Raw genomic sequence first — 15,433 nt, 5'->3', positions numbered from 1 at the left:
CCTGTGCGGGGAGGTCCGGCGACCCGGCCATGCACTGCGCCGGGAACGCGATGAACCGGAACCTGCATTGGACCACAAGCCGTCCCTGCCCCACCGCACGGATGCTTCAGCCGAGCCGCTCCGGCATCGGCAGGCCTTCCGCCAGCGCCAGCCTTTCCATGGCCGACTCCAGCACCATGCGCGCGCGGCCCGTGGCCAATTCCAGTTCGCGGTGCAGGCGCGCATCTTCCTGGTTGCGCGAGGCGCACTGGGCGCTGTAGCGCTCGAAGCTGCCGACCATCATGAGGATCTCGGACAGGTGGCGCGGACACTCGCAGGACAGGCGGTTGCCGGCCGCGATGATGGCCGACAGCGCCTGGTCGTCGAAGCGGCGCGGCGCCACCGGTTCGGCGGGCGCCTCGGCGGCGGGCAGGCCCTGCCCGGCCAGCGACGAGCGGCACAGCAGCACCAGTTCGCCGACCTCGGCCGGCACGCGCGCCACCAGGCAGCCTTCCGCGCGCAGCGCACGGATCGTGGCGCTGCCGCAGAAGCGGTACAGGACCACTGTGGCCGCCGGATGCAGCAGCGTGCGCGCCGCCACGACCTGGGCCACGGAGGATTCGTCGAGCTCGGACGATTCGATCAGCAGCACGTCCAGCGCCACGCCATCGCCGAGGGCCTCGACCTGGCCGAGCCGTGCGCAATGGCCCCTGACCTGCAGGGCACGGCCGTCGCGCCCGCTGGCGGCGATGCGGCGCGCCAGGCTGTCGCCAACCACGAAGGCCCGCATCGGACCGCTGACCTCGGCCGCGCGCGCCACGTTCGGCGCGATCATCTCTTCCAGGCGCTCCACCGGCAGGCCGGTCAGGACGCCAATCGGATGTCCCAAGTCGACCAGCTGCTTGAGCAGTCCCAGACGCCGTACCTGCTCGGCCGTGTAGAGCCGCTGGCCATGCGCCGAGCGTTGCGTGTCGGACAGCGCATAGCGCCGTTCCCAGACGCGCAGGGTTTCCACCGGCAAGCCGGCCAAGCGCGCGGCGACACCGCTGCGGTAAGTCACCTCGCGTTGCGCGTCCCGTTGTTCACTCATGTTTTCACGGATATGAGCCGACATTGAACTGCCCTTTAAAAGATTTACCCATTACATTAACGGGACAGAATGAGTTTAACTCAAAATCGTCAAAGATCGCTGTTCAAACCTGATACGTCATCACCAGGTGAAGTCGTCCGGAATCTTGAAGTCGGCATAAGGATCGTCGGCATCGACTTGCGTCGTGGCCTGCTTGACCTGGATGACGCTGGCGGGGTCGCGCTCGGCAATCTTTTCGCCGATGACCTTGGGCACCAGTTCGTAGTTCCCGTTCAGGAATACGATCACCAGCCGGCCCGCCACCAGGTGCTGCTGCACCTGTTCGGATACATAGATGCGCTCGATCTTGCTGCCATGGGTGAAGTTGTAGGCAATATCGCCCTTGCCGCTCTTCGCGCGCGGCTGGCGGTTCTGCTGCACCAGCTGGGCGATCTGCGCCCTGACCGCCTTCTGGGCGGCGGCGGCGTCGCGCTGCGCATTCAGTTCGCGTGCCCGCTCGGCATTCTGGCGCTGCATTTCCAGCGCGGCCTCGCGCGATTCGTTGACCGATTCGGCGCCTGTGCGGCGCTCGATCTTCTTCTGCTTGCTCTTGTCCTGGTTGACCTTCTGGACCTTTTTCTTGTCCACCAGGCCGGCTTTCAGCAACTGCTCCTGCAGCGACACCATCTCGTACTCCTTGCAAAGGCTGGCCGGCACGGCGCCGGCCGGCGCGAAGCCGCTAGCATAGCAAACCGTTCCCCTGTCAGGATCCTTTACATGGCGCGCCGCCACCACTTTTCCTGCACCCGCTTTACTTGTTAAATCAACGCCTTGCAAGCATGGCACAGTTCCTGCTGATTGCTGCTTATCCAATGAATTGCAACAAGGAGGCACCGCATGATGAAGAAGCTGATACTGGCCCTGGCGTTTGCAGCGGCAACATCGACGGCGCAGGCGGCGGTCGTGGTCGAGGAAAATTTCGACAAGGTCGAGGCGCTGGCCGGCCAGGGCTGGCTGTTCCAGACCCGCAGCATCCCGAGCACGGCATCGTCGGGATGGACCCAGGGCCTGGCCGCGATCTTCGAAGCCCACACTCCCCCTTCCGATGCGTATATCGCCTCGTCCTTCGAGCTCGTCCCGGAAGGCAGTTTCGTGGACGACCGCCTGTTCACGCCGGCATTCTCGGTTGCGCATGGCGCAAGCGCGACCTTCTACCTGCGTGGCGAGCAGTTCGAAGATTTCTTCGACCTGCTCAGCTTTGGCTTCACCAATGGCAGCGGCACCGAGCCCGAGGATTTCATCCTGGTCCAGACGATCGTCGTGCCGACCGACGACTGGACCGCGTTCACCATCACCCTCGGCGCGCAGGGCCCGGGCGCCACGGCCCGGCTGGGATTTCGCCACTTCGGTCCCTACGATACCGCCAACATTGTTGCCCTCGATACGCTGCGGATCGAGATACCGGACGCGGGTGCCATCCCTGAACCCGCCTCCCTGCTGATCATGGGACTTGGCCTGGCCGGCCTGCCGCTGGCACGCCGCCGGCACTGAATCGTGCATACATCCTTACCTGAAGCGGGAGTTTCATTGAACGGGAATTAACATACCGTTGTATTTATCACGCATAAAGCGCCAAAGTATGGACATGCCGTAGGGAAACACCATACTCGTCAGTATGAATCTGCCTGCCGGTCACATACGGCAAGGCGCATCGCCACTTTTTCTTATTGACGAGTATGCCCATGAAGCTTGAACACATGAAACTCCGCAGCCTGTTGACACTCGGCTTCGGCACCGTGCTGGTACTGATGCTGGTCCTGACTGGTATCACCCTCTCCACCATGCACAGCGTCAATGAAATGACGCACGCGCTTACCCGCGACGGCATCCGCCGATCCAACCTGCTGCAGGAATGGAAATCGGTTATCGAGGTCAACGCGGCGCGCACGATCGCGGTGGCCAAGCTCAGCGACCCCGACGCCGAAAAATTCTTCCTGGACGCCGTCGCCAAATCCTCGAAGCGCGCCGATGAACTGCAGCGCCAGGTGCAGGAAGCGGTGGCCAGCGACCCCGAAGGGCAGCGCCTGTTCGCGCAGATCGTGGCCAGCCGCGAAGCCTACCGCAAGGCGCGCGCCGAAGCTTTCCGCCAGAAAAAGGAAGGGGAACGGGAATCGGCGGCGCGCTTCTTCGAGGCCGAGATGATGCCCCGGGTAAATGCCTATGTCGGCAGCCTGGAAGCCATGGTCGCCTACCAGCAGCGCGCCGTGGCTGCCCAGGGCGAAGAGATCGATGCCTATGTCGTCTTCAGCCGCCGGCTGCAGCTGGCGCTGAGCGCCGCTGCGGTCCTCGCCGGCCTGGCCTCCGCCTGGCTGATCACGCGCGCCATCGCCGCGCCGCTGCAGCGCGCGCTCGGCATCGCGCAGACCGTGGCGCGCGGCGACCTCGGCGGTAGGATCGAGGTGGACGCGCGCAACGAAACCGGGCAGCTGATCGGCGCCCTGCGCGAGATGCGCGACAGCCTGCGCGACATCGTGGGCGAAGTGCGGCGCGGCACCGACACCATCGCATCCGCCTCGCACCAGATCTCGGGCGGCAACCTGGAACTGTCGGCCCGCACCGAGCAGCAGGCCAGCTCGCTGGAGGAAACCGCGTCGTCGATGGAAGAAATCACGGCGACCGTGCGCCAGAACGCGGACAACGCGCAGCAGGCCAATGCACTGGCACGCGCGGCGTCCGACAGCGCGGCACGCGGCGGCGACACGGTGGCCGACGTGGTGCGCACCATGTCCGACATCAGCAGCGCGTCGCAAAAGATCGGCGAGATCGTCGGCGTCATCGACGGCATCGCCTTCCAGACCAATATCCTGGCTCTAAATGCCGCGGTGGAAGCGGCGCGCGCCGGCGAACAAGGCCGCGGCTTCGCGGTGGTGGCGTCGGAAGTGCGCGCGCTGGCCCAGCGCTCGGCCACGGCCGCCAAGGAGATCAAGGGACTGATCGCGGACTCGGCCGGCAAGGTCGAGCAAGGCAGCCGCCTGGTGTCTCAGGCTGGCAGCACCATGGAGGAAATCGTGGCCGGCATCGCCGGCGTGTCCGCCATCATGGCGGAGATTGCCGCAGCCAGCGGCGAACAGACGCTCGGGATCGAACAGATCAACGGGGCGGTGGCGCAGATGGACCAGGTAACACAGGAAAATGCCGCGCTGGTCGAGGAAGCGGCGGCCGCGTCCGAAGCGCTGCGCGAACAGGCCGAGGTCCTGCAGCAGCTGGTGGGCAAATTCAAACTCGGCGGCAGCGACACCCTGGCCGCGCCGGTCAGGGATGCCGGCCTGCCGCAACGCATCGGGCAGGCCAGGCCGGCCCTGGCCGCGTAATTCGGCCCAGGGCCGCGCTGGAACCGCTTCGATGAAGCGGGGAACGCAAGTGGATCAGTAGCCGCGGCCGGTGGTGCCGGTGGTGCCGGTGGTGCCGGTGGTGCCAGTGGTGCCCGTGGTGCCGGTGGTGCCAGTGGTGCCCGTGGTGCCGGTGGTGCCGGTGGTGCCAGTCGTGCCCGTGGTACCGGTGGTGCCGCTACGGCCGGTGGCATCCATGGTGCCCGTGGTGCCGGTGGTGCCGGTACCCATGCTGCCACTGGTACCGGTGCCCATCGAGCCGCTCGCACCCGAGGAGCCGCTGGATTCCCAGTTGCTGCTGCCGGTCGAACCGCTCGAACCCGACGAGCCGCTGGTCGAGCTACGGGTTTCCGGCTCGCTCGAGCGGCCGGTGCTGGTGCGGCCGGCTTCCACACCCGAGCTGCCGGTGCCCATCGCGCCGCTCGAACCACTCGTGCCGCTCATGCCGCTCATGCCCGATGCGCTGGAACCGCTCTGGCTGGAACCGCTCATGCTGCTGTCCGAGTGCTTCTTGTTCTTCTTGTCTTGCTTCTTCTGCCAGCTGTCGGTGGCGCCAGCCGACGAGCTGCCGCTGCTCTGGTCGTTCATGCTGCCGCTCTGGCCGCTGGTGCTGGTGCTGGTGCTTGCGGTGCTGCCCGACTGGCCCGTGGTACCGTTCGATTGTGCATGCACGGTGGTGGCGCCGAACATGGCAGCGGCAACGGATACGCCCAGCAGGCCTTTCAGTAGCTTGTTCAGTTTCATGTCGATCTCCTCAATTTATCTTCGGGGCTGAATGCTCAACAATATCAACAAGATATTGATATTGATTAGGGCTCCGAGTGTAGAGAGGCGTTTTCGAGGAAGGCGCACGGTAGCCTTCCGGAAAATCGGTGGCGCGTGCTAGCGCGGCGGCGGCGCAGCGCCCGATCCCACCGTCTGCGCCGACAGCGTGCCCAGCCTGGTGTACAGCGCCAGCACGTTGCTCTTGTCGTCCGGATAGACGCGGTTCGACAGGAAGACATAGAAACTGCCCGAGCGCGGGTCGACCCACAGGATGCAGCCGGTGAAGCCGGTATGGCCATAGGAGCCGACCGGGTACAGGGTTCCGCGCGGGCGCTGGGCATAGGGCGAATCGATGTCCATGCCCATGGCGCGCAAGGCCAGGCCCGGCGGCGACTGCGCACGCGTGAGCAGGCCGATGCTGTCGCGGCTCAATATGCGTCTGCCCTCGAGTTCACCGCCCGCGAGCAGCATGCGGCCGAAGCGGGCGACGTCGCGCACGGTCGAGAACACGCCGGCCGAGCCGCCCACGCCCCCCATGCGGCGCACGGTCGGGTCGTGCACCACACCGGCCAGCAGCTGGCCGGGCGCCAGGTCGCCATGCAGGGCCGCATCGCCCCCTTCCCTGCCACGCTGGGTCGGCGCGATGCGCGCGGCCGCCATCCGTTCCAGCGGACGATAAGTGCTGTCCCGCATGCCGAGCGGCGTGAAAATGCGCTCCTGGGCGAAGCGCTCGAGCGGCTGGCCGGAGGCCTGCTCGACGAGCCGGCCCAGCAGGATGTAGTTGATGTCGGAGTAGCGGAACAGGCTTCCCGGCGCATGCGTCACGGCCTGGGTACAGGCCAGCTGGTAGGCGGCCTGCCTGCCTTCCCAGGCCGGGCTGGCCGGCAGGCCCGCCGGCAGGCCGGACGAATGGGTCAGCAGGTGGCGCAGGGTGATCGCATCCTTGCCGCCGTTGGCGCATTCGGGGAAATAGCGCGCCAGCGGCGCTTCCAGGTCGAGCTTGCCCTCTTCGGCCAGCATCAGCACCGCGGGCGCCGTCACCAGCACCTTCGATAGCGAGGCGACATCGAATACCGTGTCCAGCCCGACCGCGCCGGCGCCCTCCTCATGCGTCAAGCGCCCGTACGCCTGTTCGTACACCGCGCCCGCGCGTTCGAGGTGGAACACGGCGCCAGGAAGGCGGCGGGCGGCGATGTCGTCAAGGATGGCGCGGTCGATCTCCGCCAGCCGCACCGCATCCAGGCTTGCCGTGCTACCCGCCGGCAGGCGGGCGCAGCCGGCGGCCAGCAGCGCCAGGCAGAATGTGGTGAGCAGCGTTGTCCGGCGGCGTGGCGGGGTCGGGAATCGGGACATGGGCAAGAGGAAGATCGTCGCTGGCGTATGCACTGATCATAAGGACGGCTCCGCCATGGGTCAATCTTTACAGCACGGCAATTTCTCACCTCCGGAACACGTGAAAAAACGCATCGGCGTATCATGCATGGATGATCCCATTCTCGATACTCGACCTCGCGCCCATCACCGAAGGCAGCGACGCGGCAACCTCGTTCCAACGTTCACTCGACCTCGCCCGGCATGGCGAGCGCTGGGGCTACCAGCGCTTCTGGCTGGCCGAACACCACGGCATGCCCGGCATCGCCAGCGCCGCGACCGCGGTCCTGATCGGGCACGTGGCCGCCGGTACCTCGACGATCCGGGTCGGCGCCGGCGGCATCATGCTGCCCAACCACGCTCCGCTCGTCATTGCCGAGCAGTTCGGTACCCTGGCTTCCCTGTTCCCGGGACGTATCGACCTCGGCCTCGGCCGGGCGCCCGGTTCCGACCACACCACCGCGCGCGCCCTGCGCCGCAGCCTGGAATCAAGCGCCGACGCATTCCCGCAGGACGTGGTCGAGCTGCTCGATTATTTCGCCGATGCGCCGCGCCGCCCGGTGCGCGCGGTGCCGGGCGCGGGCCTGGATGTGCCGGTCTGGATCCTCGGCTCGAGCCTGTTCGGCGCCCAGCTGGCAGCGGCGCTCGGCCTGCCGTATGCCTTCGCCTCGCACTTCGCGCCGCAGATGATGCTGCAGGCGATCGACATCTACCGCTCGACCTTCCGGCCTTCGAAGCAGCTCGACAAGCCCTACGTCATGCTCGGCTATAACGTGTTCGCGGCCGACACCGACGAAGAAGCGCAGCTGCTGGCCAGCTCGATGCAGCAGGCCTTCGTGAACCTGCGCACCGGCCAGCCGACCAGGCTGCAGCCGCCGGTGCCGGGCTATCTGGAGCGCCTGGGCACGGCCGAGCGCATGATGTTAGAGAGCGTGCTGTCCTGCACCGCGATCGGTTCCCCGGCGACGGTCGAAAGCCAGCTGCGCAGCTTCATCGCGCGCACCCGCCCGGACGAGCTGATGATCACCTCGCAGGTATTCGACCACGCGGCGCGCCTGCGCGCCTACGAGATCACGGCCGAGATCAACCGCAAGGGCTGACCGCGGCCGGCGGCTCAGGCGTCGCCGGTGCCCGCCTGCAGCATGTCGATCAGGGCGCGCGTCGAGCGTACCCTGCCCATGCGCGGGAAAATCTTGCTGACGGCGAAGCGGTGCGCCTCGGCATCGAAGCTGCTCATCGCGTCTTCCGCGAACACCAGCCGGTAGTTGCGGTCGAAGGCCGCGCGCGCGGTCGACTCGACGCCGAAATTCGTGGCGATGCCGCCCAGCACCAGGGTATCGATGCGGCGCCGGCGCAGCAGCTGGTCCAGCTCGGTGCCATAGAAGGCGCCCCACTGGCGCTTGACGACCACGATGTCGGTCGCCTCCACGTCGGCCATGGCGCTCAGTTCCGACGCATCGTAGGCTGGCGCGGCCGCGCCCGGCGAACGCATCGGCGCGTCGGCCAGCGGCGCCGGCAGCTCGCCCACCAGCACCCGCACGTACACGATCATCGCACCGCGGGTGCGCATTTCCTGCGCCAGCAGCACGCAGTTGCCGACCGTTTGCTCGGCGCTGTAGGGCGCGAGTTCGCGCTGGACGTTACTGTTCTGCAGGTCGATCAGGACCAGGGCCGTGCGCGCCAGGTCCAGGGATGGTTCGTTCATGGCTTCCTCCTGCGCGCAGTATTGACGATTCGCGCCATCTTCGGCGCACACCGCTACAATGCCCCGACCGATTCTTCCTGGAGCAAGCATGCATCGTCGCCAGTTCATCCGCCTTTCCTCGCTCGCCGCTTCCGGCTCCCTGCTGTCCGGCTGCGCCGTCCTGGCCCGGCTCGGCACCGTCCCGCTGATCGAACGCCACCTGCCCGCCGACTTCAGCGGCGTCGCCGCCGTGCGCCAGGATGCGCACTCGACGCTCGTGGTCCAGGCCCGCGGCCAGGCCCTGCGCGAGGAAAACCAGCCGATCACCAGGGACACGCGCTTCCTGGTCGGCTCGATCACGAAGTGGATCACCGCCGTCACCGTGCTGCGCCTGGCCGACATGGGCACGCTCGCGCTCGACGCGCCGATCGCGCGCCACCTGCCGGAGCTGCCGGCCGCGAATGGCGCGGTGACGCTGCGCCAGCTGATGTCGAACCGCAGCGGCATCCCGAACGGCCTGGCCGAGGCCCTGAAGAAGGACCGGGCGGTCGAGAAGCTCGAGATCGGGCCGGTCGAAGCCGCCCTGCGCTTCGGCGCCGGCGCCCCGGTCGCGCGGCCGGGCGAGCAGTGGGACTATTCATACACGAACTGGATCCTGGTGGCGGCCGTCGTCGAGCGTGCGCGCAGGGAACCGTTTACGGAGACCGTGGAAGAACTGGTGCTGGCCCCCGCGGGCGTGCGCGACACGAGCTTCGCCGCCACCGGCTACGAGGACGAAGTGGGCATGGCGGTGGCCTACAGCGCCAGCGGCCAGCGCAAGATCCCGGCGGTGCCGCCGATGGTGGCCGCCAGCGGTACCCTGTACAGCACGGCCGCCGACCTGGTGAAGATCGCCGACGCCGTCTATCGCACGCCGCTGTTGTCGGAAGGAGCGCGCAAGGCGCTGTCTAGCGTGGTGGTGGCGCAGGAAGACTATGCGCTGGGCGGCAAGATCCACACCCTCGCCACGAAAAAAGGCGCCCGCTCCCTGGCCTGGGAAGCGGGCGCCATTGGCGGCTACAAGACGCTGCTCGCCTACGATCCGGCCGACGGGCGGGCCGTGGTCCTGCTGAACAATACCGACATGCAGCAGGCGGAGCAGGCGAAGATCGCGCTGGCCTTGATTGACGCTATGTAGGATGGGCGCTCAAGCCGCCCATCCTGCAAGCGCCATCCAGCCGCGCTTCGCGCTTACTGCACAGGCTTGCCGTCGGCGTCGATCTTGCGGACTTCGCCGATGTTCAGCGCACGGATGCCCGCTTCCACCTTGCTCATGTCGCCGATCACGACCCACACCAGGCGGTCCGGCGTGAAGCTGCGGGCCGCCAGCGCATTGGCCTGCGCCGGCGTCAGCGAGGTCGCCTTCTGCGTATAGGTGTTGTAGTAGTCGTCCGGCAGGCCGTACTGCACGATGTTGGTGTAGGCACTGGTCAGCTGGCCGGCCGTTTCGAAGCCGCCCGGCAGGCCCAGCGTCCTGTTGTCGACCGCGCCCTTCAGCTCTTCCGCCGTGATCGGCTTGCCGCTCACGATATCGCGGTACTCGCGCACCAGTTCCTGCAGCGATTCACGGGTCTTGTCGGTCTGCACCGGCGAAACGCTCATGAACGGACGCTGGCCCAGGGCCGCTTGCAGGTTGCTGCGCACGCCGTACGACCAGTGCTTGTTTTCGCGCAGGTTCATGTTGATGCGCGAATTGAAGGTGCCACCGAAGACGTCGTTGACGATTTCCAGCGGCAGCGCATCCGGATCGTTGCGCGGCGTGGACAGCTGGGCGCCCACGATCACGCTCTGCGGCGCGCCCGGACGGTCGACCAGGTAGACCACGCTCTTCTCCGGCGCGGCGACCTTGGTCAGGACCTTCTTCGGCACCTCGCCGGCACGCCAGGACGCGAAGGCCTTCTCCAGCATCGGCTTGACTTCGGCCAGGGTGGTGTCGCCCACCACCAGCAAGGTGGCGTTGTTCGGCTTGAACCAGGTGGCGTGGTACTTCGCCAGGTCGTCGCGGGTCATGCGCTTGACCGCTTCCTCGGTGCCGGTGCCGGTGAATGGCTTGGCATAAGGATGGTTTTGTCCGTACAGGATGCTCGGCACGATGCGCGCGGCGAGCGACTCCGGCACGGTCTTCTCGCGGGCGATCGCGGCCAGGCGGTCCTTCTGCAGGCGCTCGAACTCGTTCTGCGGGAAGGACGGGTTCAGGATCAGGTCCGAGTACAGGTTCAGCGCCTGTGGCAGCGTGGCCTTCAGGGCGTTCATGTACACGATGCCGCTGTCCAGGTTGGCGCTGGCGCCGAACTGGGCGCCCATGCCTTCGAAGGCTTCGCCGATTTCCAGCGACTTGCGGGTCTTGGTGCCTTCTTCCAGCATGCGCATGGCGAGGCTGGCCACGCCCGGCTTGTCGTTCGCGTCCGAGGCGTAGCCGCTGTCGACCAGCAGCTGGAAGTTGACCACCGGCGCTTCATGGCGCTCGGCCAGCACGACCTTCAGGCCGTTCGACAGCGTGGTCTTCTGCATTTCCGGAAGCTTCAGGGCCATCGGCTTGCCGAGTGCCGGCTCCTTGCTGCGGTCCACGCCCGGCTTGCCCGCGGCCAGGCCGGTCGGGAATGGATCGACCTGCACGACCAGGTCACCGTCGCTCAGCCAGTCGTTCATGGCCTTCTTCACCGACGCCGGCGTGGCGTCCTTGACGCGCTGCAGGTAGTCCTTGTAGCAGTCCGGATTGCCGGTGTAGGTCTGGCACGCGGCCAGCAGGTCGCTCTTGCCGCCGAAGCCGCCCACGCGTTCCATCATGCGGGTGTACTGGGCCAGGATCGTGGTCTTGGCCAGGCGCAGCTCTTCCTCGGTCGGGCCGTTCTTCAACATGGCTTTCAGCTCTTCGTCGGCGATGCGCTCCATCTTGGCGACGTCTGCGCCCGGACGCGCGGTCAGCATCATGCTGAACAGGCCGCCGATTTCCGAACCGTTGTTGCCGCCGACGGCGCTGGTGGCGATCTGGTCCTTGTACACCAGGCGCTTGTACAGGCGCGAGGTCTTGCCGCCGCCCAGCACCTGGCCACCCAGCTCGAGCAGCGCTTCTTCCGGGGTATTCACGCCCGGCACGTTCCAGGTGCGGTAGATGCGCGATTGCGGCACAGGCTCTTGCATGGTGACGCGGCGGGTGCCGGTGCGCTTGGCGATCCAGGCTTCATGCTTGACCAGCGGCGGACCCGGCGGAATGTGGCCGTAGTACTGCTCGACCTTCTGGCGCGCCAGTTCCGGGGTGATGTCGCCGGACAGCACCAGCACGGTGTTGTTCGGACCGTAGTTCGTCTTGAACCACTCCTGCACGTCGGTCATCGAGGCCGCGTCCAGGTCTTCCATCTTGCCGATCACGGTCCAGGAATACGGGTGGCCGACCGGGTAGGAGTTGGCGAGCAGCTGCTCGTAGACCTTGCCGTAGGGCTGGTTCTCGCCCTGGCGCTTTTCGTTCTGCACGACACCGCGCTGCAGGTCGAGCGTCTTCTTGTCGACGGTGCCGAGCAGGTGGCCCATGCGGTCGCTTTCCGCGAACAGCGCATAGTCCAGCATCGAGGTCGGCACGTTCTGGAAGTAGTTGGTGCGGTCCTGGTTGGTGGTGCCGTTCAGGTTGGTCGCACCGACGCTCTGCATCGCGCTCAGGTAGGTCTTCTTGAAGTTGTCGCTGCCGCCGAACATCAGGTGTTCGAACAGGTGGGCGAAGCCGGTCTTGCCCGGCTTTTCGTTCTTGGACCCGACGTGGTACCAGGTGTTGACCGCCACCACCGGCGTCTTGTGGTCCTCGTGGACCAGCACCGTCAGCCCGTTCTTCAGGGTGAACTTGGTGTACTTGACGTCAGGGATGGGGATGTCGGGTGTGCTGGCCGAAGACTTGGCCGGGGCCGCGCTTGCGGCGGATACGCCAGTGGCGAGCGCGAGCGCTACGGCCATCTGGAGAGTACGACGAACGGATACTGCCATGCTGCCTCCAAAGGATCATCCTGGTCAGGATGGAAAACGGCAAATGCCGCAAACCGGCCACGCCAGTGCGAGCTGGCGGGCCGATCCATGCATTCTAGGCAGCTTTCGTTATTGCAACAAAGAATAAATTACATACATACAAAGAATCCATGCAAGGCGCATTGGCCGGCCGCTTAATCGGGGACGATCCGCAACAGGCTGCCCTTCGCTTCGTCGGTCAGCGCATACAGCTGGCCATCCGGCCCCTGGCGCACGTCGCGTACCCGCTTGCCGATCGCGAGGCGTTCCTGCTTCACTACCCTGCCCTGGGCATCGAAGGCGACGCGGCGGATGTCCTCGGTGGCCAGGCCTCCCGAAAACAGGCTGCCGCGCCATGCCGGGAAGGCCTGGCCGGTGTACCAGGCCAGGCCCGATGCGCCGGTCGATGGGGTCCAGACGACGATCGGCTGCACCATGCCCGGCACCACCTGCTTGCCGACCGGCTCGCGGGTCTTGTAGTCCAGGCCGTAGCTCTGCAGCGGCCAGCCGTAGTTCTTGCCGCCTTCGATCACGTTGATCTCGTCGCCACCGCGCGGGCCGTGTTCGCTGGCCCAGACGCGCCCGCTTTGCGGATCGGCGGCGATGCCCTGGATGTTGCGGTGGCCGATGCTCCACAGCTCCGGCAGCGCGCCCTGCTGGCCGGCCAGTGGATTGCCCGGCGCCGGGCGGCCGCTGTCGGTCAGGCGCAGGATCGCGCCGTTGTGGCTTCCGACATTCTGCGCCTGGTCGCGCGCCAGCATATCGCCCACGCGCTGGGGCGGATTGCCGCCATCGCCAATACTCATCAACAGGGTGCCGTCCTTCAGGAACACGATGCGCGAGCCGAAGTGCTGGCCGCCGCTCTTCGACGGCGAGGCCGTGAACAGGGTCTTGATCCCGTGCACGCGCTTGCCATCGAACACCCCCTGCACCAGCACCGTGCGGTTCGCGTCCGAGGTGCCGCTCGCCATCGTCATGTAGATGCGCGGATTCGGGCCCTTGTCGCGCGGGTGCACGGCGATGTCGAGCAGGCCGCCCTGGCCTTCCGTGAACAGGGCCGGCAAGCCTTCCACCGCGATGTTCTCGACGCGCTTGCCATCGACCAGGTGCAGCGTACCCTTCTTGCCCGTGACCAGCAAGCGGCCATCGGCCAGCCAGGCCATGCCCCAGGGCTGGGGCAGGCCGTCGGCGACGGTTTCCAGCTTCCAGCCGCTGGCCGCCGGCGGTTCTGCCACCGGAGCGACGCCCTGCGCCAGTACACCGGCGCTGGCCAGTGTGGACAAGCTGGCAAGGAACCCGGCAATTCGTTGACTTCTTAGCATGAAATATCTCCCTGGATTGGTCGAATGATTAACAAAGTGGCCTGTTTACCGCATTTTGCTGCATTTTCTCTGCACGTTTGACACAAGGGGCGTAGAATTCACATTTGAGCGAACCAGCCATAAGGATTCCATCCGATGATGCAACGCCGAGCATTCCTGAAGTCCTCCCTCATCCTTGCAGCACCCACCCTCAGCCTCCCAGCACTTGCCAAAACGGCACAAGCCGCTCCCGGCGAGCGCAGCCTGCGTCTGTATAACACGCATACGGGCGAGAAGCTGCGCAGCGTATTCTGGGCCGAGGGCGAGTTCATCCCGGACGCGATGAAGGACATCAACAAGGTCTTGCGCGACCACCGCAACAACAAGGTGGCGCAGATCGACCCTGCGCTCCTGCTGCTGCTCACCCAGCTCAACGACAAGCTGGACAACCAGCGCGAGCTGCACATCATTTCCGGCTACCGCTCGCCCGAGTCGAACGCCAAGCTGCATGCCGCCAGCGATGGCGTGGCCAAGCGCAGCCTGCACATGGACGCCAAGGCGATCGACATCCGCCTGCCGGGCAAGGATCTCAAGATGCTGCACCGGGCGGCCATGTCGCTCAAGGGCGGCGGTGTCGGCTACTACGCGGATTCGCAGTTCGTCCACATGGATACCGGCCGCGTCCGTTATTGGTGATGCCATGGCGCGGCTCCGGTTCCGCGTCATCCCCGGCCTGGCGATCCTGCATGGACTCGCCGGCCCCGCCCCTGCCCTGGCGCAGGGCGCCGGGCAGCCCGCCACCGTCACGGTGCAATCGACCCGTGACCCAGTAGACAAATCCTACAGAAAAATGATCAAGGGCATGGAACGCTTCGAACGCGAGCGTGCCCTGGCCCCGCAGGCGCCGCTGCGCTTCCAGCTCCTGCCACGCCTGCCGACCGTGAACATGCACGGCATTACCCTGCGCGTGGCCGGCAACACCGTCAGTGTGCCGGTCGAGGTGGCGCCGGACAACAGTTTCGTGCTGCCCCGCCACGCCCAGGCGCTGCGCGAGGACGCCGCCGTGCTGGCCAACCGCAAGACCACCTCGATGACCTGGCGCGCCCTGATCGTCACCCCCGGCCTGCCTCCCGGCACGCGGCGCCTGGGGGACATGCGCCTGGAGTGCCGGGTCGGGGTCGAGGCCGGCCTGGTGTCCAACAGTTCCCCGCTGTTCGGCTGGATCGCGAACGCCTTGACCACGCCCGAACAGATCTGCAACAGCCCGGACGGGAACTACCTGTTCTTTGCCGAGCGTCCCCTGTTCTCGGTGCGCCTGCGCGCCGGGACCGGTCCCGATGCGCGTGTCGAGACCCTGCCGTTCAAGATGCTGTACGCGGGCGGCGAGCAGAGCAAGGCCGACCTGCGGTACTGCGATTGCCAGGTCATGCTCGACCGCACCTTCTATGCGCCGATCTGGGACAGCTCCTGGCCGGACGACACCCTGGTCGAGTTCGAGTACATGGAGGACCGGCCATGACGCGCGCACGCCTTGCTGCCTTGGCTGCGGCGCTGGCGCTGGGCGCCTGCGCCGGCACGCCGGCGCCGCCCGGCGCCCAGGTGCCCGCCGAGCGCCTGCAGCAGGCCATCATCCCCGGCAGCACCACCAAGGCCCAGTTGCTGGCCGCGTTCGGACCGACGAAATCGGTCGTCTTCGACAGCGGCTACGAGGCCTGGCTGTACCAGTCCCCCGCGGGCGGCGGGCGCTTCGCGGAATTCGTCGTCCTCATCGATCCTGCCGGCACGGTGGCCAAGACCCGTACCCGCGCGCCCGGTCCGCCCTGAAGGCCACCGGCGCTCCACCGCG

Annotated in this window: 14 protein-coding genes; 7 read left to right on the top strand and 7 right to left on the bottom strand. The window is 66.6% G+C overall.

Annotated elements, in window-relative coordinates:
- Positions 1-106 precede the first annotated feature (106 nt).
- Together LE190_RS20235 and LE190_RS20230 are read right to left on the bottom strand one after the other, a co-directional pair.
- On the bottom strand, positions 107-1,069 hold the full coding sequence (locus LE190_RS20235; protein ID WP_225240399.1) for a MerR family transcriptional regulator: 963 nt from the start codon (positions 1,067-1,069) through the stop codon (positions 107-109).
- Between the two features lie 120 nt (positions 1,070-1,189).
- Entirely contained in the window at positions 1,190-1,735 is a 546-nt protein-coding gene (locus LE190_RS20230; RefSeq protein WP_225240398.1) for a DUF2058 domain-containing protein, read from the bottom strand.
- 210 nt (positions 1,736-1,945) lie between these two features.
- Between LE190_RS20230 and LE190_RS20225 the strand changes: the two genes are divergently transcribed.
- Positions 1,946-2,599, top strand: a complete 654-nt coding sequence (locus tag LE190_RS20225; RefSeq protein WP_225240397.1) for a choice-of-anchor J family PEP-CTERM protein — start codon at positions 1,946-1,948, stop codon at positions 2,597-2,599.
- A gap of 191 nt (positions 2,600-2,790) precedes the next feature.
- Complete coding sequence (locus tag LE190_RS21855; protein WP_267875347.1) at positions 2,791-4,419, top strand: methyl-accepting chemotaxis protein; 1,629 nt, start codon at positions 2,791-2,793, stop codon at positions 4,417-4,419.
- Between the two features lie 54 nt (positions 4,420-4,473).
- On the opposite strand, the gene LE190_RS20210 is transcribed toward LE190_RS21855, so the two are convergent.
- Both LE190_RS20210 and LE190_RS20205 read right to left on the bottom strand, forming a co-directional pair.
- Positions 4,474-5,181 carry a hypothetical protein gene (locus LE190_RS20210; RefSeq protein ID WP_225240396.1) on the bottom strand — a complete coding sequence of 236 codons (708 nt, stop codon included), beginning with the start codon at positions 5,179-5,181 and terminating at the stop codon, positions 4,474-4,476.
- A 138-nt stretch (positions 5,182-5,319) separates the two neighbouring features.
- Positions 5,320-6,555 (bottom strand): serine hydrolase domain-containing protein, encoded by a 1,236-nt coding sequence (locus LE190_RS20205; RefSeq protein WP_225240439.1) that lies wholly within the window; start codon positions 6,553-6,555, stop codon positions 5,320-5,322.
- Between the two features lie 131 nt (positions 6,556-6,686).
- Here LE190_RS20205 and LE190_RS20200 point away from each other — a divergent pair, with 131 nt between their 5' ends.
- A complete protein-coding gene (locus LE190_RS20200) occupies positions 6,687-7,673 on the top strand; it encodes an LLM class flavin-dependent oxidoreductase (protein ID WP_225240395.1) in 987 nt (328 codons plus the stop codon).
- Between the two features lie 14 nt (positions 7,674-7,687).
- On the opposite strand, the gene LE190_RS20195 is transcribed toward LE190_RS20200, so the two are convergent.
- On the bottom strand, positions 7,688-8,278 hold the full coding sequence (locus LE190_RS20195) for an isochorismatase family protein (protein ID WP_224946941.1): 591 nt from the start codon (positions 8,276-8,278) through the stop codon (positions 7,688-7,690).
- A gap of 88 nt (positions 8,279-8,366) precedes the next feature.
- Here LE190_RS20195 and LE190_RS20190 point away from each other — a divergent pair, with 88 nt between their 5' ends.
- Positions 8,367-9,434, top strand: a complete 1,068-nt coding sequence (locus LE190_RS20190) for a serine hydrolase domain-containing protein (protein WP_225240394.1) — start codon at positions 8,367-8,369, stop codon at positions 9,432-9,434.
- 53 nt (positions 9,435-9,487) lie between these two features.
- Here LE190_RS20190 and LE190_RS20185 read toward each other — a convergent pair whose 3' ends face one another.
- Both LE190_RS20185 and LE190_RS20180 read right to left on the bottom strand, forming a co-directional pair.
- Entirely contained in the window at positions 9,488-12,268 is a 2,781-nt protein-coding gene (locus LE190_RS20185) for a M16 family metallopeptidase (RefSeq protein ID WP_225240393.1), read from the bottom strand.
- Between the two features lie 173 nt (positions 12,269-12,441).
- Positions 12,442-13,569: a PQQ-dependent sugar dehydrogenase gene (locus tag LE190_RS20180; RefSeq protein WP_225240392.1), complete on the bottom strand. Its 1,128-nt coding sequence runs from the start codon at positions 13,567-13,569 to the stop codon at positions 12,442-12,444.
- A 174-nt stretch (positions 13,570-13,743) separates the two neighbouring features.
- Between LE190_RS20180 and mepK the strand changes: the two genes are divergently transcribed.
- Genes mepK through LE190_RS20165 form a run of 3 tightly spaced genes read left to right on the top strand, consistent with a single transcriptional unit; the run spans position 13,744 to position 15,411 of the window.
- Positions 13,744-14,283 (top strand): peptidoglycan L,D-endopeptidase MepK, encoded by a 540-nt coding sequence (gene mepK / locus LE190_RS20175; RefSeq protein WP_225240391.1) that lies wholly within the window; start codon positions 13,744-13,746, stop codon positions 14,281-14,283.
- 4 nt (positions 14,284-14,287) lie between these two features.
- Positions 14,288-15,106 carry a hypothetical protein gene (locus LE190_RS20170; protein WP_225240390.1) on the top strand — a complete coding sequence of 273 codons (819 nt, stop codon included), beginning with the start codon at positions 14,288-14,290 and terminating at the stop codon, positions 15,104-15,106.
- Complete coding sequence (locus LE190_RS20165) at positions 15,103-15,411, top strand: hypothetical protein (protein ID WP_225240389.1); 309 nt, start codon at positions 15,103-15,105, stop codon at positions 15,409-15,411. Before LE190_RS20170 ends, LE190_RS20165 begins: the two co-directional genes overlap by 4 nt.
- Positions 15,412-15,433: the final 22 nt, after the last annotated feature.

This window comes from Massilia hydrophila (genome assembly GCF_020208145.1).
Taxonomy (GTDB): domain Bacteria; phylum Pseudomonadota; class Gammaproteobacteria; order Burkholderiales; family Burkholderiaceae_D; genus Telluria; species Telluria hydrophila.
This window is presented reverse-complemented; position numbering and strand designations above follow the sequence as displayed.